Origin of the sequence: Paenibacillus taichungensis (genome assembly GCF_003287275.1) — a bacterium.
GTDB classification, from domain to species: domain Bacteria; phylum Bacillota; class Bacilli; order Paenibacillales; family Paenibacillaceae; genus Paenibacillus; species Paenibacillus taichungensis_A.
In genome coordinates, this window is record NZ_QEVW01000019.1 from 157,419 (window position 1) to 182,878 (window position 25,460).

Annotated in this window: 23 protein-coding genes; 15 read left to right on the forward strand and 8 right to left on the reverse strand. The window is 46.0% G+C overall.

The features are described from left to right. Positions 1-246: 246 nt before the first annotated feature. The 7 genes from DC345_RS25920 to DC345_RS25950 all read left to right on the forward strand — a co-directional run bounded on the left by DC345_RS25920 (position 247) and on the right by DC345_RS25950 (position 8,210). On the forward strand, positions 247-2,193 hold the full coding sequence (locus tag DC345_RS25920) for an ABC transporter substrate-binding protein (RefSeq protein ID WP_258530809.1): 1,947 nt from the start codon (positions 247-249) through the stop codon (positions 2,191-2,193). Between the two features lie 95 nt (positions 2,194-2,288). Continuing rightward, the gene (locus DC345_RS25925) at positions 2,289-3,287 is read left to right on the forward strand and encodes an ABC transporter permease (RefSeq protein ID WP_113055665.1); all 999 of its coding nucleotides are present in this window, start codon (positions 2,289-2,291) and stop codon (positions 3,285-3,287) included. After that, entirely contained in the window at positions 3,287-4,435 is a 1,149-nt protein-coding gene (locus DC345_RS25930; RefSeq protein WP_240343068.1) for an ABC transporter permease, read from the forward strand. Before DC345_RS25925 ends, DC345_RS25930 begins: the two co-directional genes overlap by 1 nt. A gap of 32 nt (positions 4,436-4,467) precedes the next feature. Next, entirely contained in the window at positions 4,468-5,508 is a 1,041-nt protein-coding gene (locus tag DC345_RS25935) for an ABC transporter ATP-binding protein (protein ID WP_113055666.1), read from the forward strand. After that, positions 5,508-6,554 (forward strand): ABC transporter ATP-binding protein, encoded by a 1,047-nt coding sequence (locus DC345_RS25940; RefSeq protein WP_113055667.1) that lies wholly within the window; start codon positions 5,508-5,510, stop codon positions 6,552-6,554. Before DC345_RS25935 ends, DC345_RS25940 begins: the two co-directional genes overlap by 1 nt. An 87-nt stretch (positions 6,555-6,641) precedes the next feature. Continuing rightward, on the forward strand, positions 6,642-7,673 hold the full coding sequence (locus DC345_RS25945) for a LacI family DNA-binding transcriptional regulator (RefSeq protein ID WP_113055668.1): 1,032 nt from the start codon (positions 6,642-6,644) through the stop codon (positions 7,671-7,673). Between the two features lie 33 nt (positions 7,674-7,706). After that, entirely contained in the window at positions 7,707-8,210 is a 504-nt protein-coding gene (locus tag DC345_RS25950; RefSeq protein ID WP_113055669.1) for an MgtC/SapB family protein, read from the forward strand. 104 nt (positions 8,211-8,314) lie between these two features. Here the strand turns inward: DC345_RS25950 and DC345_RS25955 are convergent, their stop codons facing one another. Together DC345_RS25955 and DC345_RS25960 are read right to left on the reverse strand one after the other, a co-directional pair. Then, positions 8,315-8,527: a DUF6366 family protein gene (locus DC345_RS25955; RefSeq protein WP_113055670.1), complete on the reverse strand. Its 213-nt coding sequence runs from the start codon at positions 8,525-8,527 to the stop codon at positions 8,315-8,317. A 122-nt stretch (positions 8,528-8,649) separates the two neighbouring features. Beyond that, entirely contained in the window at positions 8,650-9,219 is a 570-nt protein-coding gene (locus tag DC345_RS25960; protein ID WP_146752164.1) for a hypothetical protein, read from the reverse strand. A gap of 293 nt (positions 9,220-9,512) precedes the next feature. Here DC345_RS25960 and DC345_RS25965 point away from each other — a divergent pair, with 293 nt between their 5' ends. From DC345_RS25965 to DC345_RS25975, 3 genes are all read left to right on the forward strand, one after another. Beyond that, on the forward strand, positions 9,513-9,992 hold the full coding sequence (locus DC345_RS25965) for a GyrI-like domain-containing protein (RefSeq protein ID WP_113055672.1): 480 nt from the start codon (positions 9,513-9,515) through the stop codon (positions 9,990-9,992). Positions 9,993-10,128: 136 nt separating this feature from the next. Next, positions 10,129-10,578 (forward strand): SMI1/KNR4 family protein, encoded by a 450-nt coding sequence (locus tag DC345_RS25970; RefSeq protein WP_113055673.1) that lies wholly within the window; start codon positions 10,129-10,131, stop codon positions 10,576-10,578. Further along, the gene (locus DC345_RS25975) at positions 10,575-11,021 is read left to right on the forward strand and encodes a hypothetical protein (RefSeq protein ID WP_113055674.1); all 447 of its coding nucleotides are present in this window, start codon (positions 10,575-10,577) and stop codon (positions 11,019-11,021) included. The genes DC345_RS25970 and DC345_RS25975 overlap by 4 nt, the downstream gene beginning before the upstream one ends. A 328-nt stretch (positions 11,022-11,349) precedes the next feature. On the opposite strand, the gene DC345_RS25980 is transcribed toward DC345_RS25975, so the two are convergent. The 5 genes from DC345_RS25980 to DC345_RS26000 form a co-directional block, all read right to left on the reverse strand. Then, the gene (locus DC345_RS25980; RefSeq protein ID WP_113055675.1) at positions 11,350-12,561 is read right to left on the reverse strand and encodes an alginate O-acetyltransferase AlgX-related protein; all 1,212 of its coding nucleotides are present in this window, start codon (positions 12,559-12,561) and stop codon (positions 11,350-11,352) included. Positions 12,562-12,575: 14 nt separating this feature from the next. After that, positions 12,576-13,997 carry an MBOAT family O-acyltransferase gene (locus DC345_RS25985; RefSeq protein ID WP_113055676.1) on the reverse strand — a complete coding sequence of 474 codons (1,422 nt, stop codon included), beginning with the start codon at positions 13,995-13,997 and terminating at the stop codon, positions 12,576-12,578. A 117-nt stretch (positions 13,998-14,114) separates the two neighbouring features. After that, positions 14,115-15,266 (reverse strand): hypothetical protein, encoded by a 1,152-nt coding sequence (locus DC345_RS25990; RefSeq protein ID WP_113055677.1) that lies wholly within the window; start codon positions 15,264-15,266, stop codon positions 14,115-14,117. 17 nt (positions 15,267-15,283) lie between these two features. Continuing rightward, on the reverse strand, positions 15,284-17,563 hold the full coding sequence (locus DC345_RS25995; RefSeq protein WP_113055678.1) for a glycosyltransferase: 2,280 nt from the start codon (positions 17,561-17,563) through the stop codon (positions 15,284-15,286). A gap of 395 nt (positions 17,564-17,958) precedes the next feature. Beyond that, positions 17,959-18,363 carry a CBS domain-containing protein gene (locus tag DC345_RS26000; protein WP_024631266.1) on the reverse strand — a complete coding sequence of 135 codons (405 nt, stop codon included), beginning with the start codon at positions 18,361-18,363 and terminating at the stop codon, positions 17,959-17,961. 147 nt (positions 18,364-18,510) lie between these two features. Between DC345_RS26000 and pbp4 the strand changes: the two genes are divergently transcribed. Further along, on the forward strand, positions 18,511-20,595 hold the full coding sequence (gene pbp4, locus DC345_RS26005; protein WP_181586738.1) for a penicillin-binding protein PBP4(5): 2,085 nt from the start codon (positions 18,511-18,513) through the stop codon (positions 20,593-20,595). A gap of 105 nt (positions 20,596-20,700) precedes the next feature. Here the strand turns inward: pbp4 and DC345_RS26010 are convergent, their stop codons facing one another. Further along, complete coding sequence (locus DC345_RS26010; RefSeq protein WP_113055680.1) at positions 20,701-21,456, reverse strand: class I SAM-dependent methyltransferase; 756 nt, start codon at positions 21,454-21,456, stop codon at positions 20,701-20,703. Positions 21,457-21,729: 273 nt separating this feature from the next. Between DC345_RS26010 and DC345_RS26015 the strand changes: the two genes are divergently transcribed. The 4 genes from DC345_RS26015 to DC345_RS26030 all read left to right on the forward strand — a co-directional run bounded on the left by DC345_RS26015 (position 21,730) and on the right by DC345_RS26030 (position 25,446). Continuing rightward, on the forward strand, positions 21,730-22,149 hold the full coding sequence (locus tag DC345_RS26015) for a VOC family protein (RefSeq protein ID WP_113055695.1): 420 nt from the start codon (positions 21,730-21,732) through the stop codon (positions 22,147-22,149). Positions 22,150-22,314: 165 nt separating this feature from the next. Continuing rightward, complete coding sequence (locus tag DC345_RS26020) at positions 22,315-23,559, forward strand: FxLYD domain-containing protein (protein ID WP_113055681.1); 1,245 nt, start codon at positions 22,315-22,317, stop codon at positions 23,557-23,559. 14 nt (positions 23,560-23,573) lie between these two features. Next, entirely contained in the window at positions 23,574-24,725 is a 1,152-nt protein-coding gene (locus DC345_RS26025; protein WP_113055682.1) for a trypsin-like peptidase domain-containing protein, read from the forward strand. A gap of 121 nt (positions 24,726-24,846) precedes the next feature. Then, complete coding sequence (locus DC345_RS26030; RefSeq protein ID WP_113055696.1) at positions 24,847-25,446, forward strand: TetR/AcrR family transcriptional regulator; 600 nt, start codon at positions 24,847-24,849, stop codon at positions 25,444-25,446. Positions 25,447-25,460 lie beyond the last annotated feature (14 nt).

Here is a 25,460-nt window from a genome sequence, read left to right on the forward strand (position 1 = left end):
ATTGCTTGAACGTAGTCATCCATGTATTATATACAAATAAAGCGTTTACATTTTCTTATATGTCAATTAAACCGGTTTAATTCTACGAGATGTTTTCCCGATTGAACACCTCTGTTGCATAAAAATTAAACCGGTTTAATTGTATCTACATATGTACATAAAGGGTTTATTTCGTTAGGGAGGTGAGCGCCAACCAGAGCATATTCAGGCAAGTTAATGGCAAATCCAAACGTGGAGGGGTTTAGCTTGAAAAGGAAAAGCAACTTGTTAATTGTTCTTGTCCTAATCACGACAATACTGGGGGGATGCTCTGCATCTTCGTCTAACAACGAAAATGAGGAATCGACAGTGAAAGAACCTGCTGTTACGGACAACAGTGCCAAAGAAGCCCCGATGCTGACAAAGCTTGTCGATGAAGGTAAATTGCCTGCCCTGGCTGAGCGGCTGCCAGCTTCCAAAGACATTATGGTTGAAGAGGTCGTCGAGGAAATCGGGCAATATGGTGGAGATTGGAACATGCCTTGGACTGGTGTTCCTGATAAGTGGGGAATAGGCCAACCGACAGAGGAAGCGCTGTTTCGTTTCAACAAGGAAGGAAACAAAGTTGAACCAAACGTAGCCAAGAGCTATGAAGTGAATGATGATTCCACCGTGTTCACCATCCATTTGCGAGAAGGCATGAAATGGTCCGACGGTGTTCCTTTCACAGCGGATGATGTTCTCTTTTATTGGGAGCATATGTTGACCAAAGAGACCTTTGGCAAAAAGATCTATGATGCTTATTACTCCGTTGACCCTGTTACCGGGGATAGAGCGTTGGCTGAAGTGAAGAAGGTGGATGACTACACGTTTACCGTAACTCACAAGTATCCAAGTGTGCTCTTCCTGGAACGTGTGGCCATTGATAACAAGTGGTTCTTCGCTCCTGCACACTTTCACAAAACCATCCTTCCTGAGTTCGTAGGGGATGCCAAAACATTGGAGATTACGAAGCAGTGGGGCTATGAAGATCCCAAAGTATTCTTGATGGAAACCGGGTATACGGATTGGCTGCATTACCAGATTCCTACACTCCGAGCATGGGTGCCAACCAATGATCCTAATGGCGATCAGTTTGTCATGGAGCGCAACCCGTACTACTGGAAAACAGATAAAGAAGGCAAACAGCTCCCGTATATTGACCGGATTGTAGCGACAAAGATTCAAGATCCGAGCCAAAAGGTACTTGGAACGCTTGCCGGTGATTACAACCTGGTGATCTTTGATTCCAAAGACTTCACGGTACTGAAAGAGAATGAGAAAAAAGGTGACTACCGGATTATCCCTTGGACACAACCAGCTTGGTCCAGCGCGGGAGTACAGTTAAACCAGACTACGGAAGATCCGAATCTCCGCAAACTTTTCCAGGACATTAAGTTCAGGGAAGCACTTTCCATTGGGGTAGATCGTAACCAGGTGTCTGAGATTGTCACCAGTGGACTGGGAGAACCGATTCAAGCTTCCGTACCCGAAGGCGTAATGGGCTTTCAGGAAGGGTGGGCCCAGCAGTGGGCGGAATACGATCCTGAACGCGCAAACCAAATTCTTGACGAGTTAGGCTTGAACAAGCGGGATAAAGACAACTTCCGTCTGAACCCTGATGGTTCCGAGTTGACGCTCACGGTGATTGAGAGCACGACCGATACAGCACCATTCCTTGAATTGCTTAAGAAATACTACGAGGATATGGGGCTGCGAACGAACCTGAAAGTGGTTGACGGAGGCACACATTTTGATATGAAATATGCCAACAAAATTCCGATGACTACCGAGAATATTTCTGTCGTCAACGTAGCTTTCCGACCGGATACAATGGTTCCGCTCCGTGTTATAACACCATGGTTCGGCCATTACGGCCTATACAGCCAATCTGGCGGCAAGGAAGGTGTCAAGCCTGAAGGGGATGTCGCTAAAATCCTTGAGTATTGGGAAAAAGTGAAAGCAAGCAAGACACTGGATGAAATCAATCAGTATAGCAATGAGATCGTGAAACTGCACCAGAAGAATCAGTGGGTAATCGGATATGCGGGACCAACTCCGGTTCTGATTACAGCCTCGAATAAAATTCATAACATCCCTACGGATCTTATCTGGTCCGATGAGTATCGCTCGCTGGGTCAAGGCCATCCGGCACAATTTTTCATCAAGCAATAGCTGGTGAAGCATTCAGGTAAACAATAGTGAGGAGGGGCTTATCCTTGCTATTGTTTCCTTTTGTATCATTCACGCGGTGCAGAGGAGAGGAATAGATGCTTGAATACATTTTAAAACGAATCCTGTTGGCCATTCCTGTTGTTGTTGTGATCTCCTTTATCGTCTTCTACATTATTCAATTGCCACCTGGCGATTACGTATCCTCCTACTCGGCCAAGATGTCCGCTTCCGGCGATATCATGACCCAGGCTGAGATGGATGATATGCGGGCGAATCTGGGGCTTGATCGGCCAATCTATGAACAATATTTCGTTTGGGTAAAGAAAATCATTTTGCATGGCGACTTTGGTTTCTCGTTCAACTACAACAAACCGGTGATGGCGGTGATCCAGCAGTATATGGGACTGACTCTGGTCGTCTCGCTGGTGACAATGGCCTTCCATTATATAATCGCGATTCCGGTTGGGATCTACACGGCGGTAAAGCAGTATTCTGCGGGCGATTATTTCTTTTCCGGCCTGAGCTTTATCGGAATGGCAACGCCCAACTTTTTGTTAGCCATTATTCTCATGTTCTTTTCCTATAAGTGGTTCGGTAATCCATTGCTCGGCTTATTCTCCAACGAATACGTGAATGCGCCGTGGTCCATGGACAAGGTAAAAGACTTAATGCAGCATATGGTGATTCCGGTTATTGTTATCGGGCTTTCGGGAACTGCAGATCTGATTCGGATCATGCGCGGACAAATGCTCGACGAGTTGAACAAACCGAATGTCATTACAGCCCGTGCCAAAGGCTTATCAGAGATGCAAATCCTGTTCAAGTATCCGACACGTGCAGCCTTGAATCCTATTGTGAGTACCTTTGGCTGGTCACTGTCCTCCATCTTTACCGGCGCTACCATTACAGCAATCGTATTGAACCTGCCGATTCAAGGGCCAGTTATGCATAATGCATTGCTCGGTCAAGACATGTATCTTGCTGGAACCTTTTTATTGATCATGGCTTTGCTGACGGTTCTCGGAACACTGATTTCCGATATTTTGCTGGCTTGGCTTGATCCCAAAATACGTACAGAGTTCAGAGGATCCTAATGATGAGACCACTACCGTTATTTAAAGGTCAAAGGCCGGCAGTCCCTGTTACAGCAGCACCCAAAGATACTGTATACAGCTCGCAGTGGCGGCTGATATATCAGAAATTCAAGAAACATAAGTTGGCCCGGATCAGCATGTACATTCTGGGCGCATTTTACATCATCGCACTGTTCGCACAGTTTATCGCTCCGTATGGGCTGCAAAGCTATGACAGCAAATACGTGAATGCTCCGCCAATGGGACTGCGATTTGTCGATGCGGACGGCAAGTTTCACATCAAGCCGTTTGTATATGAATTGAAGAGCGAGCGTGACCCCGAAACATTGCGTAAAATGTTTGTCCCGGATACCGAAAAAAAGCATTTCTTCAAGTTCTTTGTGAAGGGAGAAGAATATAAGTTTCTTGGTCTGATCCCCATGTCGACGCATTTGTTCGCTGTAGATGAGCCAGGGCGGATATTCCTGCTGGGTACGGACGGTATGGGGCGTGACCTGTTCTCCCGGATCGTGCTGGGCAGTCAAATCTCACTAAGCATCCCGCTGGTCGGCGTAGGCATTAGCTTTATTCTGGGTTTGATTATTGGAGGCATCTCCGGTTATTTTGGCGGCTGGATTGATTCCATGATACAGCGCATCATCGAAATCATCCGTTCCTTTCCGACGCTGCCATTGTGGATGGCACTGTCTGCTGCAATTCCGCCACGTATTCCGGTCGTGACCATGTATTTATACATCGTGATCATCTTCGCTTTTATTGGCTGGACCGATCTGGCACGTGTGGTCAGAGGCAAGTTCATTTCGTTGAAGAATGAAGATTATGTAATCGCTGCAAAGATCGCTGGTGTAGGGGACGCAAAGATTATTGTCAAACATCTACTGCCAGGCTTCATGAGTTATTTGGTCGTAGCGACAACCCTGGCGATTCCAAGCATGATTCTGGGTGAGACGGCTATGAGCTTTCTCGGTCTTGGCGTACGTTCGCCGGCAACCAGTTGGGGTGTGCTGCTTCAGGAGGCGCAAAAAATTGAAAATGTGGCCCTTTATCCATGGAAGCTCATTCCGCTCGCTTTTGTCATTCTGACTGTATTGACCTATAACTTCATCGGCGATGGCTTGCGCGACGCGGCTGATCCGTACAAAAAATAATTGTCCAAATACTAGGCAAGCGGGGGGATAGCATGGCAATTCAAGCTGTTGATAAGGAGCAACCTTTACTGTCCGTTCAAGACCTGAAGATTCGGATTCAGATGGAAAATGGCGTCATGAATGCCGTGGATGGAGTCGACTTCAATATATACAAAGGCAAAACCCTTGGGCTTGTGGGGGAATCGGGCTGCGGCAAAAGCCTGACAAGTCGGTCGATTATCAGCATCAATCCCAAGGAATGTGAAACGAGTGGAACAATCACTTACAATTCCGACTCGGAATCGAATCTCCACGGTCTGAATCTTTTGTCTCTTAAGCCGACAGGCAAGCAGATCCGCTCTATCCGTGGCCGCAAAATCTCGATGATCTTTCAGGAGCCGATGACGGCCTTCTCACCGATGTATACCATCGGGAATCAAATCATGGAAGCGATCCGAATTCATCAGACGAGGAATAAGAAAGAGGCCAAAAAAATCGCGTTAGAGATGCTAAGCAAAGTCGGGATTTCCGATCAGGCCAAGCGTTTCGATCAATATCCGCATGAATTCTCGGGAGGTATGCGTCAGCGGGCGATGATCTCCATGGCATTGTCCTGTAACCCCGAAATTCTGATTGCGGATGAGCCTACGACAGCGCTCGATGTGACCATTCAGGCTCAGGTATTGGAACTTATGAAAAGCCTGCAGGCGGAGTTTGGCATGGCCATTCTGCTGGTGACCCATGATCTGGGTATTATTGCCGAGATGTGTGATGAGGTTGCGGTGATGTACCTTGGAAGAATTGTTGAGCAGGCACCGATGAGGGAAATCTTCAACAATCCGAAACATCCCTACACGAAAGGGTTACTTAAATCGATGCCCAGGCTGGGAGGGAATAAAAGTAAACGGCTGGATTCCATCGAAGGTTCTGTTCCGATGCCGGTCAACATGCCTCCGATGTGCGGATTCTATGATCGCTGCAAGGACAGGATTAAAGGTGTATGTAATCAACAAGCTGTACCGAAAACCGCGATTTCCGACCAGCATATGGTCAGATGTTTCTTGTACGCGGACCAGAGAGAAGGAGAAGCATAATGACCAAACCCATTCTTGAAGTCCTCAAACTAAACAAAAGCTTTCAAGTCAAATCCAAAAAAGCCCTGTTCAAAAAGCCAAAACCCATTCATATTCTAAACGAAATTTCATTTGAACTCCTTGAAGGGGAGACGCTCAGTATTGTCGGGGAATCCGGCTGTGGAAAAACGACGCTCGGACGCTGTATCGTTAGAGGTGTGGATGCTTCTTCAGGCAGTGTAGTCTATCATGCGGAAGATGGAAAAGAAGTGAATTACCTAAACTTGAAGGGCAAAGAGATCAAAGCATATCGCAAGGATATCCAGATGATTTTTCAGGACCCGTATTCCTCACTCAGCCCCCGGATGAGCGTATTCGATATTATCGCCGAACCGCTGATTGCGAACTTTAAGCTGAGCAGGACTGAAGTGGAGACGAAGGTGATGGAAATTGCCGAGAAAACAGGTCTGAATGTGAGTTATCTGAAACGTTACCCACATGCATTTTCGGGAGGACAGCGGCAGCGGATAGCCATTGCGCGTGCGCTGATTACACAACCCAGACTGATTGTCTGTGATGAAGCGGTCTCCGCGCTGGATGTATCGATTCAGGCTCAGATTATCAATCTGCTCAAAGATTTGCAGGAGCAATTCAAGATCACATATATCTTCATCTCGCATGATCTTTCCATCGTACAGAACATTTCCGACCGAGTGGCGGTTATGCATCTGGGCAGAATTGTGGAACTGGCGACAACGGAATCATTGTTCTCGAATCCTCAGCATCCCTATACGGAGGCGCTAATGTCAGCTGTGCCCCAACCGAATCCGGATTTTAAAAAACAACGAATTATACTGGAGGGGGAAGTACCGAATCCGGCCAATCCGCCAAGTGGCTGTCATTTTCATCCCAGATGCTCGTATAAGACGGATAAATGCATCCAGCACGTTCCTGAACTCCGTGAAGTAGGATATAATCATTTTGCTGCCTGTCATTATGCAGAGCAGCTTCAGCTTCGCGGCGTTCCGATCGAGACTGAGGATGAAGTGCAGTCCAGGACATCCTAACCAGCGACATGAACCTGACGATACCATCAGTCATCTTTGAACTCGCGAGGACGAAATCGAACTAGTGTTGAGGAGAGGTTGTTCCTAATGGCAAAGATTGATGATGTAGCCCGTCTGGCGGGTGTATCCAAGGGAACGGTATCTAACGTATTCAGCCAGAAAAGGCCGACGAGCAAAAAGGTAACCGAGAAAGTGCTGCAAATTTCGAAGGAATTGAATTACGTGCCGAATCATATTGCTAGAAGCTTGGTCACCAAGAAAACAATGGCGATCGGGCTTACGATTCCGCACGGAAAATTCTTTTTCAGCGTGTTCCATAATCAGTTTATCAATGGTGTTATTCTGGAAGCTTCCAACTACGGATATCGGGTGCTTCTGGACATGATTGCTGCCGAAGAGGTGAAGACACCTTCACTTGCGAGCTATCCTATTGACGGTGCCATTGTGCTGGGACCTACAGAAGAGGATGACCGGATCAATCTGTTGTATCAGCATGACATTCCGTTTGTCACGATTGGTAAAATCATTAACAAGGGACTTCAGGGTGTATCTACCGTCAACAATGATAATAAACAGGTCATGCGCGATATTTGCGATTATTTGCTTGGACTGGGTCATCGGAACATCATGTTCCTGAACGCCGGGGAGCAGATGACTGTTTCCATTGAACGGTCGGAAGAGTTCGTCCGTGTGCTGCAGGAGCATGGTGTGATGATCCAGCCTGGAATGATTCATTATAAACCGGGTATTCATTCAGACAAGTATATTAAATATGGCTATGACGAGACACTTCACAATGTGAAGAATCCCATGGGAAGGGTTACGGCTATTATTGCAGACGACGACCGTACTGCATTTAGCGCCCTTAATGCCATTAACGACGCAGGTCTTCGTGTGCCGGAAGATATCTCATTATTTGTAATCTGTGGTGATCAGTCCATGATGCATCAGGTAAGGCCTTCTTTGACGGGAATGGATCTGCAACCATCTGAGCTGGGTGTTCAGTCGGTAAGGCTGCTTATGCATAAGCTCGGTATTCTGGAGGGATCGTACGAGAATAACAGGATCGTGCTTAGCAAAATAATAGAAAGAAACTCTTGTGCCTCGATCAAGAATTAGCAAGAATGAGTTTCGGATGTCGTGAGGTTAAATATGATAACGTTTACATCCTGGGTGGGCAACTCTGTACCTTTTGAGTATTATGTTCGAATTCTAATCAGTGCTGTGCTCGGGCTGTTAATCGGATTTGATCGGACCCATAAGAACAAACCGGCAGGCGTAAAGACGTATACATTTGTCACGGTCGCTTCTGCACTCATTACAATCGTATCCATTGAGAGTGTTGAAGTGTACGGACAACTGCACAACCGAACGATGATGGACCCGATGCGTCTGGCGGCTCAGATTGTTTCGGGCCTTGGTTTTCTCGGAGCAGGACTCATTATGAAGGCCGGATTTGAAGTGAAAGGTTTGACATCGGCAGCAATGATCCTATTTGCAGGTGGAGTCGGTATTGGTACGGGCGCTGGTTTCTACGGAATTGTGACCTTTTCGATGGCGGTGGCTTTCTTTTTCATCCGGGTTGGGGGTTGGATTGAGAAGTGGGAGCACAAGAAGCTGGTGGCAAAGGAAGAAAAGAAGGACTTGAGTGCTTGAATGTTTGAGTATTTTCTGCAAACGAATAAGCGTATTCGATGGAAAGCTTTGAATACGCTTATTTATTCAAGTAGTGAAGAATGCATAGTTATCCCTATCCTTATTTAAAACACTAATTTATAAATTACATACCCTATTACCAATAATGTAATGAGGATTCCAGTTCCTTTCCATCCCAAACCGCCAACTAAATCTGCGAAGCTTCCAAATTGAGCACGATTTATCCCATCACCAAACGTACCCATGGCGTTTCCCTTTAATTCTTCTTGTCTCAAACGTTCTCTTTTTTCTTCAGGTGTTTCTTCTCGAAAATCCATGTAACCACTCCCTGAGATTTGATTTTTTTTAGTAAACAGAACCTATAATCAAATAGAGCACAGGTGATCCGAAGTAAGTCAGGAACGCTTTGTGCTCTTGTTGTATTCAAATGTTGTAGGGGTTATGGTTCGATTCTAAGATCGAAATTGGGCTCACACATATAGTCGATCGGGTAGAGATCATCTCTCGCCGATATTAATGCACGAAGGTGCAGGTAACGATTATGGGGTTGCACCACAACATCACCGATAGAATAGGGGACAAGTTCAGCTACGACGAAAACGTCCTCTGCGTGGTTACATTTGAAGATTACGTTGTTCGGATTACATACTTCCTCCATATAACTGTAGGTCATGACATGGAAGGAACGTGCTTTCCAATTCGTCTTAATCACTTTATAGGACTGCGTCCGCACAAGATTGAGGTAACGCTCCAGTGAAAAGGTATGCTCGAACTGAGTGATATACCCCTTTTTATCCACATCAATCGTAAATTCTACGTCATAGCTTACATGAAACTCTTCCTTGTACGTTCCCTTCATCATCTTCATCGCATTAAAATATGATCCGAATTCGGGATCTTCTACATAGGGAATGGCAATGAGTTCAGCGTTAATGTGATGAGTAATCTCGCTGTTGCTGGAAATACCCGTATTAAACTTGGTAGGCTGAAGGTCAATTGACCCAATCATGCTCCCGGGGAAACCGGGACTGCAACTTATTCGCATAGTCATCCCCTTCGTTGTTAGTTAATCATTAGACGAAAGAATGAAGGTAAAGTTGCTCCAGAATAAGGAAATTGAGGCTGGGTATGAATGAACCTATTTCCAATCGCCTTGCTCTTTTGATACAGTATTCATAGTAAAACCCGTGAGGATATATTGTATATCGAACAATCACTTCAAGAACTGATGCACAATGCGTGCGCGGAGGCACGTTTCGATCAGATAATAATAATTCGTTTATTTTGAAAGGAGCCCATTCCATGAATGTGAAAGATAACTTGATTGAACAGCAGTCCCTAACTTTCGTAGGCATTAAAAGAACATTCTCTTGTGTGGATGGCGAGAATTTGAGAGAGATTCCAAAGATGTGGCAGGAAGCTTTGGCGGACGGAATAGAAGATCGTTTAAACGAGTTTAATAACGGGGCCGTCTCCGGTTTGGTCGGCATTTGTATAGATCAAAGGGAATTACACAGCGATCAAATGGAATACTGGATCGCAACCTCACACTCCGGGGAAGTACCTGAGGGTTTGTTCTCAATAGAGATTCCCGCGTCCCACTGGATGGTGTTTGAAGCCGATGAGTTGGCGCCAGAAGCGATACAGCAGTTGTGGAAGTATATTATGAGCGAATGGTTCGGAGCCACCCCTTACAAGCACGCAGGAATTCCGGAACTTGAGGTATACCCTGGTCAGGGTCTTCCTCCTCAAGTATGGATCCCTGTTAAACCGTTATCGTGATTTAACGGATAACATCGATCGGAAGGTAGTTCTGTCATTGGAGTGGCAAGTGTAAATAACCTTTAGTTCAATTATATAGTACTAGAGGGTTTACTCACCATGGCTGCATCATGTTCTATTCATTAGGAGGCTTAATATGTTATCCAATAAAGTAATTGATTATTGTCAAAATCAGGGCTGGTGGCATGAAGATGTGCCGGCAGAGTACGAAAAAGCCTTACGTAAACTGGGTATTGATCTTGAATCTGATTTTGCACATTTTTATTTGCATGCTGATGATGGTCCGACCTTTTACAGCAGACATCAGGAGATCTATCAGATCTGCTGGGTGATGGAAAACACCGTATATTTGGAGGACATGACGGTGGCTCAACTCACGTTAGGATTGCCAGAAGCCTACATCCCGCTGGACAGCTTTGAGGGCGAGGGTGGATTCTTTTATAACCGCCAAACGGGAGATGTGGCTCTGGTCGAGCTTGGTGAATCGATTGAACGTTTCCTGAGTGGTGAAAGTACACCGCAGTGGGCGAACTTCAATACCTTTTTGGAATGGTATTTCGAACTGGAGGAGGAGGTTGCGGAGTGAAAGATTTGACGCCGGAGCATCCCGAACTGGAGAGACGAATTATTGAAACGGTAGAAGCAGGCAATGTTCTGGATGAAACGCAGCAGCATGAGCAAGCCCTGATCTATTATGATCAGGCTTGGGGGATGCTGCCTGAGCCAAAGACGGACTGGGAAATGGCAAGCTGGATCGCTTCCTGTCACGTGAATGCACATATGGACATGGAGCAATACGCGCTGGCGAAGCCATGGGCTGAAATCGCACTGCAAACGCGAAGCTCGGATATTAATACCGGGCCGTGGATTGAGCTGGGTATAGTCTGCATGAGGCTAGAGCAGCATGATGAAGCTTTTGCAAATTTGGACCTGGCGTATGTATATGGCAAGGAGAGAGCGTTTCAAGGAAGCCCGCGTGACGTTTTGCAATATTATAAGGAACAGAAGGCGAAGCGTGAACGAAACTGATTCTATTGGATTACAAAAAGAAAGGGTACCCTGTCTGCCAGATCATTGGCTGTGGGGTACCCTTTCTGATGACTTTACATAGATGCATGATCCTTCATCTATATTGGTTGAACTAAACATTTACACAGAAACGGAGAGGACAGAAGAAACCTGAAAAAGCGAAGCGTTCGCCTAAAAGCTTTCTGAAAGAAAGCAACATCGGAAGCATACGCTATCACCGGATTTTCCCTTTGAGAAAAGGGATAAAAAAAATCTGGGGATAACAGCGATTGAAAGGTTGTTCTGTCATCGGAGTGCTTGTGTAAATAATCTTTAGTTCCTTATATGGTTAATCTTTCGATCCATAAGGGAAAAATTCATCCACGAGATCCTGCGGTGATATCGATACAAAGACGTGATCCAGGTCGGTTTTGCTCGCGAAATCCACGATGTCTTCTGTATAATACCGTGGATCAATCAGGTAAATCTCAGACACAACGGTCGACAGGAAGGAGATCATCGGCACGGCGAGAGAGTCCTTGATGAACAGCACCTTGAGTCCGTTGGGCTTGTCTTTGTTCACCACATGAACGATTCCCTGATTTCCGTAGAGGTACGTAAAGTACTTGTCAGCGGTTAGATCATAGGTAGCTCCTTGCACATTCAGGGGATAGGTCGTGAGCAGAGCGTCCTCAAAGCGACCGTTCAATGTAGCTTCCGTCTCGCCGGTCTTGAAGTAGAAGGAATAGTCCGTTTTGAACTTCGGATAAATCAGGTCAAAGTCATCGTCACCCGCAAAGTATTTCCCGGCTTTTCGCCCCTGTGATCCAATGAAAATATCCTGATACGGAACCACATTATAGTTATTTAAGTCGGTGAAATAATGATCCGGGTCCAGCGGCTTATCGTACATGCCGTCCAGATGATTCACGAGCTGGCCAAAGGCCCAGAACGCGGTCTTGATTTTCCAGTGGTGATCCGTGGTGAAAAAGAGATCCTTTGCCGGAATACCACTTTTCAACAGACCTTCGCGCAGATCCACCGTATCGATACCATCCTGCTTGAGATTGGCGAGAAAGCCATCGGCTGTTTCGTTGTTATAATTGTAAGGAATGCCTTCCGGGAACTGAGTATAACCACGTACGTATTTGTCGGGTGTCATTACATAGGTTAGCTTCGTTTTTGGGGCCAAATGAGCTCCCAGTGCAGCAACCCGATCGGACAGATCTTTCGTATCTGTCGGCCCTGTCGCGAAGTAGGTATAGTGCAGTTTTCCCTCCATGTCTTTTACGACCTCGAAGTTGTTCTCCTCGTTCTTCCACATGAGTGACTGCATATATCCGTACGCTTCCACGAAGCCGAACTTATCGAAGACATGTTCATTAATGTCGTCATCCAGTTCGTGAATCAGTTCTTTGGCTTCAGAATAATGATAGTCCGCTGAGGCCAGCGTCTTTTGGATCGGCCCGAAGGATTGAATAATGTTCAGAACAGAGAATGTCACGAGCACGAGAATGAAGAGGAAAGCCGTGATTCTCTTTTTGGCAAAAAAGTTGTGCATGCTTGTGCCTTCTCTCAGAAATTGAAATAAATAAACGGATTGTATGTACCTTTGACCAGATACGATACACAGACCAGAAATAAAACGATGATTGTGACCGGGTACACCAGTTCCAATGGTTTGCTGAAACGTGCGCCGTCCACCATCAGTTTGTTCATTCGTGTGGCAATTGGCATGCAGAACACAATACCGAGGATGAAGAAGAGTGCGTACTCTCTCAGGAACATCCAGGTTGTATCACTCCAGAATCCATTGCCGTACAGTCCGAACATATTGCCCAGATAGTTGCCAGCTTGAAGCAGATCCGGTGAACGGAAGATCACCCACCCGATGACCACAATAAACATCGCATAGAGATGCCGCAGCGGGTTGAAGCGGGTACCTTTATCAAAGTTAGAGATTTTCTCCAATGCAATGAATGCGAAGTTAATTAATCCCCAGACGACAAATGTCCACTCCGCGCCATGCCACACGCCAGTCAGTCCCCAGACGATGAGCAGATTGCGAATCATTTTATCCTTGTTGGTGACACGTGATCCCCCGAGTGGGAAATAGACATATTCTTTGAACCAGGTGCCGAGCGAGATATGCCAGCGACGCCAAAATTCAGTGATGGAGCGAGAGATATACGGATATCTGAAGTTCTCTTCGAACTTGAACCCGAACATGAGGGCTAGACCAATGGCCATATCGGAGTATCCTGAGAAATCAAAATAAATCTGCAACGTATAGGCGATGGCTCCAAGCCATGCCAGACTTGCCGGAATATCCGAGGTGCCACCCATGCTAAAGATGTGATCTGCGACAATCGCCATGCTGTTGGATAACAGCACCTTTTTACCCAGACCCACAATGAAGCGGCAGCAGCCGAGTGCGAACTTGTCCCAACTTTCCTTACGGTTGACCATCTGGTCTGCAATTGTGTTATAGCGCAGAATCGGTCCGGCAATGAGTTGAGGGAAGAAGGAGATATACAACGCCACATAGAAGAGGTTTTTCTGCACGGCACCATGTCCGCGATACACATCGATGACATAGGAAATTCCGTGGAAGGTGAAGAACGAGATTCCTAGCGGTAACGCGATATTCGGAATATTTAATCCAAAGCTTGTATTCTCATTCACAATACGAAGTGCAAAAGCCATGTATTTGAAGACAAACAGCATACCCAGATTGACGATAAGCATCAACGTAATGATGGTGTAAGCGGCATTCCGTCGTTCTCTGAACTTGTTCACAAGCAGGGCGAAGATATAGTTGAAACAGATGGAGGCCAGCATGATGAGGACAAACCACGGTTCACCCCATGCATAGAAGAATAGACTGGCAACCAGCAGCAGCATGTTTTTGGCCGTAACCGAGAATCTCAGTATGTAATACAGCCCCAGCACAAGCGGCAGAAAATAAAATAGAAAGATTACACTGGAAAAGAGCACTGCCTTTCCTCCTTGAGGATCATATAAGAGAGCACGTTGTATCTATTGATGCAACAGGCTCAAGTAAAACAGACAGACACCCGCATCTCAAGATGCGAGTTGGTCTGCAAGGGTCGTTCACATGCGAAAAGGACGCCGTGCTTGTCGATCATTCCGGGACCGTCGCTTTCTGGTACCCTGAGTATTCCGTTGTCTTCTCCACATCCAGTAGAGGACGAGTCCATGGATTCCGGCAGCTGTTAACAAGAGTCGAATAAACCATCCCACCGATGTTTTTATCAGTGGGTCCGCAGGGTTGAGCACCTTGGTAACTTCGGATGGGTCAGGAATAGAACGTGGCGTCCCGTCGTTCTCCTGAACATTCATGGCCGAAGAGCGATCCAGCATGATGGTCTTTGTCAGATTCCATTTATTATTCACAAGTGCATGTATGGTGGTCTGCTCAGCAGCGACATCGGTATGAAGTGTCAGCAGTCCATACGGTGTAATGGATACTCCCTGCACGGGGGTGTCGAGCTGGAATGTTACTTCGGGTTTTTCTTCTGAGGAGAATTCAACACTGTATTGGGCAATGGATTCTCCGGCTACAGGTTTTACCACACGTTCGTCACCAGTCATTTGTATGGTGGTGAGCCCGTTCTCCACCACAGCTTGCTTTTTGGACAACGGCTTGATGTTGCCGATGCGGAAGCTCAGTTTGGTGTTTTCGGGAGTTGTGGTTGTAATGCCCCAGCCAATGACTTTACCCAAGTTCACCTGACCTGCCGTGCTGGCCTTGTCCTGGACCATCAGGCTGGAAAAGGGGATGCGGATCTGTCCGACAAATCCCGGTTCCAATGCAATCAGGCCGGATATCGGGCGGACCAGTTCAGCCTGTCCGGTTGATTTCTCGACTACGATGACGTTTCGGTCATCAGACACAGTAAGGGAGGTTTTATCCGCTCGGGTCAGTACGATATTAAGAGGCAACTTTCGGTCCGATTCATTGCGGATGGAGAAGGTCAAAGCCCCATAGCCTGACCAGTCTCGATTCTGCAGCTCATAGACGTAGGCCGAATAGTATCCTTTTTTGAGCCCCTGAGTGGAGGTCTTAATTTGGATACTGCCTTGGTTATCAACGCTGGCGTCTACTTTGGCTCCATTGTTCCATTCATGGAGTGTACTCCCATTCACCTTAAGCTGCTCTGCCTGAACAGCCTGAATGGGATACACGTTCCACAACACAACAAGACTGGCGACAAGTGTAAGTTGTTTCCACTTCTTGATCATGATTTTTTGCCTCCCCTCTATAGATAAGCCATCTCGTTCAGTTCGTCTGAAGAGATGTTGTTCTTGCCCTGGGATACAGGGCCTGTTTTACCCAACTGGACATGTTCCTTATTCCACTGTTTTAGCAGAGCTTCCAAGGTTGGCATCTGATGGTTGCGAGCAACATCACGAATATTGGTCACACGGTACAGATTGCCTCGTTTGTTACGCAGGGACTGCACCCACATGCATTCCAGTGAGATGTCTTCGCCAAGCGGAAGTTGGATCTCATTGGCCAAATCATGAGGCTCCACCTCCACCAAGACGAATTCATAGTTGAAATCCAGCAATGTCACGGTTCCATGATCTGCCGTTGGCAATTCGCGATTTAGCGCAATTCGTGCCAGCTTCCGGTTGGACATGAATTCACTCTGACCTCTACGTACAAAATTCAGGCGAATGTCTTCAAATGTACTGATATCCTTGTCCAGCTTCTGAGGCAGCGTAGGTTCGCGATCATAGATGATATGCAGCAGCTGGCGCTGCTCTTGTTCCGTGATATCCGTAACCGTAAAAGCATATTTCCAGCGGTTCCCGATCGAAGCGACATGTGCCACCTTACCAGTAAACTCGCTTGAATATCGATCATTCACCAGTTTAATGCCAATCTCCATATCACTTGGAATGTACTTCGGTGTATCCAGTATAACGGAAATGCCGCCTTCCGAGAGATCGTTGGTGATGCAGGAGATGACCTCCCCTTCCGTTGTGAGCGTGCAATCCACAGCAGCCGTTGAGCGCTCATGATTGCGGAACACTTTGCGTCCAGCCAGGAAGAAGATCGACATCATGATGTTGTAGAAATTAATCAATAACCAGTACAGCACAACGAGGAAACCAATCGTTCCCTGGCTAAATGTCCAATGGATACAATTCACGATTCCGATAATGGACAGTACCGCCAGAATCAGATGAGGAATCATCTGTTTAATCTGATAGTTCCGATCATCATTTTGAGCGCCGTCTTTGCGGGTAACGACGAATTTGTTCATCGTGATACCCAGAGTTTCCAGAATGACGGCAGGCAGAAGGGAAGGGAACAAAATGGTCTCATATACATTGGTCCATTTGGTGGTTCGAATATTGCCGGATAACATCCGCAGACAGGTGTTGGTCAACAGATACATCGGCAACCAGAACACGAGAATCTCCAGAATGGTACATTTCACAACCAGAACGCCGAACACGGCAAACAGTATGGGTGACATGATGTACAGCAGTCGTTTTAAACCGGAGTACCAGTAGGTAATCGATGAGATGTAGTTCAGTTTTTGCGCAAAACTAAGTCCCTTTTTGAAGAGAAGGTTCATTTTTTTACCTGTCTGGATACAACCACGCGCCCAGCGCTGACGCTGTTTGATCAGACTTTTCAGATCACCGGGAGCAAGTCCCGAGGCCAGTACTTTATTGGTAGCGAAGCAGCGATACCCTTTGCTCTGCATTTCAATACCAGTGGCAAAATCCTCTGTAATGGAACCGGTATAGAAACCGCCGACATCTTCCAGTGCCTGTCTGGAGAGTACAGTATTTGTTCCTCCATAGATGACGGAGTTGGATTTGTTACGTCCCACCTGTACGTCCCGATAGAAATAGTCCTGTTCATTCGGTATCCGGTTCTCGGAGTACAGATTGTACTGGAACTGATCCGGATTATAGAAGCTCTGTGGTGTCTGCACAAAACCAATTTTTTCTCCGGTCAAAAAATAGGGAACGCACGACGTCAGAAAATCATGTTTTGGAATCATGTCTGCATCAAAGGTGACGATTAGCGGGGAAGAAGTATGCTTCATGGCATTGTTCAGGTTACCCGCCTTGGCGTGTATATGCTCCGTTCGCGTAAGGTAGTTGATCCCCAGATGAGCAGCCAGTTCTCTCATTTCTGGACGATTGGAGTCATCACACAGATGGATATGTACTTTGGAGCGATCAGGATAATCCATATTCAGACAGCCATTAATCGTTTTGAACAGAAGCGAAGTGGGTTCATTATAAGTTGCGATAAATACATCCACATCCGGATATAAGGCTTCGTCAACAACGGGAAGTTCGGGATATTCGAGCCGGGTCATATTGTAAAAATGGACGGCGAGTTCGAACATACCTATAAGTTCGACAATGAGGAGGGCAAGACCTGCGGTTACGGCGAGAGGGCCATGTCCGAAAGGAATGGTGAAAAATGTACGCCAAATGACGTAAATACAAGACATAATCACAGTAGCTGTGACAAGTATCTTGTTGCGTGTACTTAAGTAGTTCAAGTGAATACCTCTTCCTGATTTTCTGTGTAGTGCCACCTATTGGATAAAAAGAATGTGATCATTGTACTAAACGATTCTGAACAAATTCTGAAAAAAGAGATAGGACCTCGCAAAATATAGAACCATCGGTTCAATTTTTGATGGTTAATTTTGTCGTATCATAATAATTATTGTAGTTATTTGTCGAAAATTGCGCAATATGTTTATTTATTTTTTTCGCATAAATGAAAGTGGGACTTGGATGTTATCTGAAAACACAAAAATGACGAGCCCAAGGTTTTAATGTCATTAAGTTAAGTAACTTAATGACATCGCCCCAAGGACTCGTCATTTCTGATTTTTCTGTTTCAGTCTTCTGCCATCGTGATCAGCAAAAGGCATATATTCATTTCAAATTAGTCAGAGATGTTGCGCGTATAATACTCAATAATATCTTTGCGACGGATAATACCGAGGAAGACACGGTCGACATCCACCACAGGCACAAAGTTTTGATCTGCTGCCAGCGTCAGCATATCCTCCATTTCTGCCTTAATAAAGACACATTCATTATATACACGGTTGTCGATCTCATGCACTTGGACCTGATCCATCGTCTCAAATGTCAGTCCAGGAGTGCTCCGCATTTTCCATAACAAATCGCCTTCGGACAGGGTGGCAACATATTTTCCATCCTGGTCAATCACGGGAATGGCGGTATAATGCTGCAATTCAAGCTGCTCGATCGCATCTTTCATGGAAGCGGAAGACTTGATATAGGCCACTTCGGCTTTGGGGAGTAAAAAATAGCTGATTTCCATCATCGGGCTCCTTTACTGTAATCTCACTCTCCTTATTTAAACATATTATGTGAGCTTTCGGCTATTTTTAATGATAAATTCGTCAGATTTGTTCCATTGTTTAATTGAGGCTGGAAATCTATAGTGTATATTAGAGGTGATATGATCATGAAATCGAAACGTAAAATTATTTATGGACTGCTTCCCATCTTATTTGCCGGTGGAATCGGAATGTACTTATACATGCAGAATAGCAAAACAGAGGAAGTAAAGCCTGAGGTAACCGCTAATCAGTACATAGAGCATTTGCAAAAGAAAGAATTTGATCAATTGTATACCTTGATGACGCCTGCTTCATTGAAAGAGTCCGGTATGAACCGTGAGCAATTTGTGGAGAAATACAACGTAATCTATTCGGGTATGGAGGTTTCTGCGATTAAAGCAGAATTGAAACCGAAATTAATCGAAGAGGCATCGGACGGCACGGGTGATGAAAATAAAAGCCAAAACCCGGATGCTTATGAAGTGGACTACAGTCTGCAGTTAACGACTTTCCTGGGGGAAGTGGACGAGACACATACACTGAAACTGGTGCGTGAAGAGCTTGAGGAAGGTGGAAAAGTCTGGCGGATCAACTGGAAGCCATCCATGATTCTGACTGACATGGCCAAGGGAAGCAAAGTTCGGGTGAGAACCCTTTTCCCGGAACGTGGAGACATTGTTGATCGTGAAGGACTGCCCCTCGCAACAAAGGGAAATATATATGAATGGGGCATCATACCTGAGAAGTTGGGAGAAAACCCGGAATCGATGATCGCCCGGATCGCGGAGCACTACAAAGTAACAGAAGCTTTGATCAACAACGCGCTTGCACAGAAATGGGTGAAACCAGAATATTTTGTCCCGATTGCTTCAACAGAAGACTCCCGGGTGCCTACAGCGCTGGCTGGTGTACAAGTTCAATCCAAGGAAATACGATATTACCCTCTTGGTGAGGCTGCGGCTCATTTAATCGGTTATGTGCGCAAGGCCACCAAGGAAGACTTGGAGAAAGATACGGAAGGCTATTATCGTGCGGAAGATTGGATTGGCAAAGCCGGACTGGAGCAATCCTTGGAGAAACAGCTTCGCGGCGAACGAGGTGGCCTGATCGAGATCACCGATGAATCTGGAAACACTCGCTCTGAGCTTATTCGCAAGGATGCAGTGGATGGACAGAATATTCAACTGACGATCAGCTCCGAGCAGCAGCGCAAGTTGTATAAGACACTATCGAGTGGTGGTGACGCCGGAGCAATGGTGCTGATGAATCCAACGGATGGTAATTTGCTGGCACTGGCAAGTGCGCCCGCCTATAATCCGAACAAGATGGTTACAGGACTGACGCAGGCAGAGTGGGATGCCTATTCAGCAGATGAGAAGCTTCCTTTTATCAATAGGTTTACGAATCGTTATGCACCAGGTTCAACCTTCAAAGCCATTACGGCAGCGGCAGGTCTGATGGAGAAGGTTACCACAGCGGACAAATCGCATGATATCTCTGGTCTGCAATGGCGCAAGGATGAGAGCTGGGGCGGTTACTATGTGAAACGTGTGAAAAGTGTATCCCCGGTGAACATGGTTGATGCGCTGGTCTACTCGGACAATATTTATTTTGCGAAGGAAGCTGTTGAGATGGGCAGCACCAAGTTCATAGATGGCATCCAGAAGTTCGGATTTGGAGACAACTTTGGACTGGATGAACTGTATTTGAAACCAAGTCAGTATGCAAACGAGGCTCATCTCGATCTTTCATCTGAGGTGCTGCTCGCTGACACGTCCTATGGACAGGGAGAAATGTTGATGTCGCCAATCCATCTGGCGTCCTCCTTCACCCCTTTTATTAATGAAGGAAAAATGGTGAAGCCCGTACTGATAGAGGAAAAGGAAACCACTGAGCCGGAAGTTGTGATTACGCCTGAAGTTGCAAATACGGTGAAGGATGCTTTGGGCCAGGTCGTGACCCGATCGGGAGGAACGGCTCATTCCTTGAACTCACTTCCTGAAGGACTGGCGGCTAAGACAGGAACTGCCGAGCTGAAGGCCAAGAAGGGGGAGAAAGGACAGGAGAACGGTTTTGTCGTGGTGTTTGATACCGAATCACCATCCTTCCTTATAGCCGCGGTCATTGAACAAGTGAACGGACGAGGCGGCAGTCATTATGTTTTGGACAAATTAAAGCCTTTCCTGGAGAAAAAGGGAGTAACGCAGTAATTGGATTGCTATTTATGATGTATCTTTTAGTATGTGAAGAGCCCAGCCTCCATTTATGTTATGAAAATGGGGCTGGGCTCTATGTTTGCCTTTATGTAATAAGATTTATTTCCGAGCAGTCAGCATAAAACGTGCCGAGTTCGTTCGAATCCCTTTATCGCAGCGATTTTGCTCAACAAACTGTTGGAAACGCACTAAGTCGGATTCCTTCTCTCCAAAACCTGGAATGATCGGTGCATGGGTCAGCAGGAAAAGTAGATCATCAGGCGTGGAGTAATACTCTGTTGCATTATATTCGTGTGCATCGATGTCACGAAAACCGGCTTCTCGAAGTTCACGTTTGTATCGTTCCATTAATGTGCCAGGCTGAACGCCCAGCAATTGTCCACGGTCAAAAGCCTTTGAGAGGTTATATTTATCATTTTCACTGACTTGTTGGGTAAGGAATACACCGCCATCGGCCAATACTCTGAATACTTCTGTAGCGCAGAAGTCGGAGTGTCTGGAGGACACGACATTAAAGAATTGATCCGGAAATGTCAGTTGCTCTGCATTCATATGCACAAAACGAACATTCGAACGGGAACCAGATGCCTTGAGATTACGCTGGGCAGTCTCAATCATTCCCCGGGAAAGGTCGATTCCAACCAATAACAGTGCGGCACCCGCGATGGAAAGAACAGCTTCTCCCCCACCTGTGCCAATATCAAGCAAAAGATCAGACGGTTCGGTGCAGTGTGTAACTTCCTCGTAGAAATTCCATTCGATGCCCTCTGAAGTCACTTTCAGGGAGCTGAAGTCCCAGCCATTCAATCGCCCAATATGTTCGTAAAAAGAAGTATAGTCAATCTTTTTCTTCATGATATGATTCCTCCAATGTGAGTTCTTGATTCTAGACAGATGTTGTGCAAAATCGTTACGTTTAGATGCCGAACAGACTCAAAAGGGCAGACGTATCCCATGTTAGCTGGTACGCGTTTTGACCCAGCCCGACGACTAATTACTTCGAACGATTCGTAATGACATCCGTGTCACCTCACAGTTTGGAATATCGTTATTATAATGAATTGACAGCGTATACGCGAGATGTTATTTTGAGGTGAAATCCATTCTATTAGATTGAGGTGATCGATGGTGACTGTTCGCGCTGAGCAGATTTTTGTTAATTTGCCCGTTAAGGATTTGAAGAGGTCCGTTGATTTTTTTACCAAAGTAGGGTTTGAGTTCAATGCGAACTTTACAGACGAGTCTGCGACTTGCATGATCATTGGAGACAACATCTATGCGATGCTGCTGGTGGAGGATCGGTTTCAATCGTTTATTTCGAAAAAAATATCCAATGCGGCGGACACGGCTGAAGTCATCGTAGCCTTGACGGTGGAGAGTCGTGAACAGGTCGATCTGATTGTACAAGCTGCTCTGGATGCTGGCGCCAAGCCGTATAATGATCCTCAAGATCATGGGTTTATGTATGGATGGAGTTTTCAGGACCTAGATGATCATCTGTGGGAAGTTTCCTATATGGATCTAAGTAGCTTTCCTACGCAAGAATAGAATACATTAGTTAGTCAGTGCCTTCCTATTAACAGGGAGGCACTTTTTGCGTTCATTTTATCCCAATAAATATATGGTGTAATTTACCTTTTTACTATATGATAAGTGTCGATTCGTGTAAAAATAGCATAGGATACATACGTTCTTTTTGATGGAGGGATCAGGGTGTATTGTCACGTATGTGGGACCAAAAGCAATCCAGGGGACAGCACATGTAGAAAGTGTAGAACGAAATTAAAAGATTCAAGCTCTACAGATGAACAGATTTGGGCAGAAACAGCGGTTGGTCTGGAAAGTGGAACAGGAAAAGCACTAGATCAGTTATCCAGACAGCAGCAGTCTGCACCGAAGCAGAGCAATACGGCACAAGGCCAAGCATTTAGCTGGATTATTCCACTGCTTCTGGCAGCGGTGATGGGGGCCTTGTTGACTTATTATTACAAACAGGAGATAGGGATCAATGCGGAGGTAAAATCACTGCATCAACAGGCGGAGCAGGCTGCCTTAGATGGTAAATATCAAGAGGCGCTTCAACTTCTGGATTCGGCTCTTGCGAAACGGCCCAATGTTGATGGCCTTGTGAAGGATCGCCAAATTACAGCCAAAGCCTTCAATCTGATGAATCAGCTGAACGAAGCTGCGACAAGTTTGAAAACGGGGAAACTTGCTGCTGGTGACAAGACACTTCAGGCTGTAGCAAAAGTGTTGAAAGAGCGAGAAGAACCGGTATTTGCCAAGGTACGTACGACTCTAAACAACAACAAGGTGACACTGGCTGTCCTGAAGGTAAAGAAAGAAATCGATAGTTTGACAACCGTACAGGCACTTGCTGAGAAATTGGACACGGTATCGAAATTGAAAGGCAAGGAAGCAGAGGCGGTTCAGAAACAAATCATCGACAAGCTGGCTGGACTTAGCTATAAGCAAGCTGAACAGCAAGTGAAGAAAAAGGATTTTACGGCTGCATTGCAAACCGTTGATCAGGGGCTATCCTACGCGCCCGAGGATGACAAACTGACAGCATATCGCGAACGGGTGCTGAGTGAGAAGAAGGCTTTTGAAAAAGCAGAAGCTGAACGAATTCAACTTGCTGAGCAACAAGCGGCAGAAGAAGACCTGAAAAACCGCACAGCAGCGGTGAGCATTGTAGACGTAGAAGCGACGCTTGATATGTATGGCGACCTGTATATTAGCGGCTCAATCGTGAATAATGCCACTCGGCCTATCTCTTCCGTGACGGTTATGTTGGACATCTACAGCTCAGACGGGGCATATCTCGGTCAAACCTATGCGGATGTGTACCCAAGCTGGCTTGATGTAGGGGATCAGGGATTTTTTGAAACGTATTATTACGGTGTGTACGAGGAAGCTGAAGTTTCTGTAGTGAACGCAACGTGGTATCTGGAATAGGAGGACAGGTTGGAATGGCCAAACGAACATGGAGTACGATTATATCCAGTGCAATCATTATTGGAGCAGGAGCAGGAGGGGTGTTCTGGATTCATCAGTATTCAGCAGATCAACTGCAGGATGGACCAAGACTGGCTGTTGTCACTACGAAGGAAACGGCAACTACAGCGTCTAAACCGTCCTCCCAGACAACCGTGAAGAAAACACGCAAACAGATTATTGAAGAGAGTCAGAAGAAAGTGGTTACGATTGAGAGCAGCAGTGGACTGGGTTCCGGTTTTCTCTACAATGATCAAGGGGATGTGGTAACCAATGCCCACGTGGTGGAGGGCTCGAAGGAAGTAACGATTCGAACCCTGAATCATGAGGAGTATAAGGGAACCGTTATCGGGATTGGAGAAGAGACAGATATCGCTGTCGTCAGGGTGCCAGATCTGAAAAAAGTTAAACCGCTGCCTATCGCCAAATCCAAAGCGGAGACAGGAGATGAGATTCTCGCGCTGGGCAGTCCGCTAGGTCTGGAGAATACCGTAACTACAGGCATTATCAGCGGTGTTGGCCGAAGCTTCGAAATTGCCCCTTACATCTACAGTAATCTGTATCAAATCTCGGCACCCATTACACACGGTAACAGTGGTGGCCCACTGATCAGTGCGGACACCGGTGAAGTATTGGGCATTAATTCAGCCGTTGTGGAACAGGAAGGCGGGATCGGGTTCAGCATTCCGATCACCAGCGTATTGAAGCAGGTCCAGGCTTGGTCTGAGAAACCATCATCGTCTAAAACGGCGGTTCAGACGAGTGGCAGTCAGGGAGCGGGAGCAGACTCAGCTTCTTTGGAAGCGGAGGGTCTGGTGACCGAATTTTATATGAACCTGAATCTGAATGACTATGTTACCGCCTATGCCTTGCTTGGCAGTGAGTGGCAGAGCGGTATAAGTTATGCCAAGTTCCGTGAAGGTTACATCAACACCAGTTATGTTACCATCGCCGAAGTTTCGTCCTCGGATAAGTCAAATGATGAAATAGAGGTCACTGCGGTTATTACAGCGGATGAACGAAAAGATGGTGAATTGGTCACCACGAAATATAAAGTTACGTATCAAGTCGGTTATGAAAATGGACAACTGAAAATACTTCATGGCCAAGGGAAAAAAGTGAAATAAAGATGTGGAGGGAGAATGGGCGCCAAGCCGATTCTCCCTTTTTGATTGCTTAAGTTTGATGGTTCTGTTAAAATACAGAACGAACGTTCAGTATGCAAGAGGTGGAGTGAAATGTATGAGTATGAATAAAAAGCAAATTCAAACCGAGCAGACCAAGAAGAAACTTGCGGATGCCTCAAGAGCTCTTTTTGTGCAAAAAGGGTATAAAGCAACTTCCATTGAAGATATTGTGACTGCGACAGGCAGCAGTAAAGGCAATATCTATTACCATTTTAAAAGTAAGGAAGGCCTCTTTCTGTATCTGATTGATGAGTGGGATCGGGAATGGGAAGAAAATTGGGCGGCCAAGGAACATCTGTATCATACTTCTACGGAGAAGATCTACGGCTTGGCAGAACAATTAATCCTCGACGATATGAATCACCCGCTAACCAAGGCGGCAGATGAGTTCTTTACGGGGGAAAAGAAAGAAAATGATATTGAAGAACGAATAGCTTTGATGTTTGAGCGGCATATTCAATTTAACAAACAATTGGTGGAACAGGGGATAGAGAGCGGAGAGTTCAAGGCGGACAACGCTGACAATCTTGCTCTCATTCTGGAAAGCACCATTATTGGACTTAGTCAACTGTCGCGCGGAATGGAGCCAGAACAGGCTCTTGCCTTGTACCGCCAAGCGGCTAGCGTATTCTTGTATGGAATAGCAAAAGATAAAGCTTAAGCTTAAGGCAACAT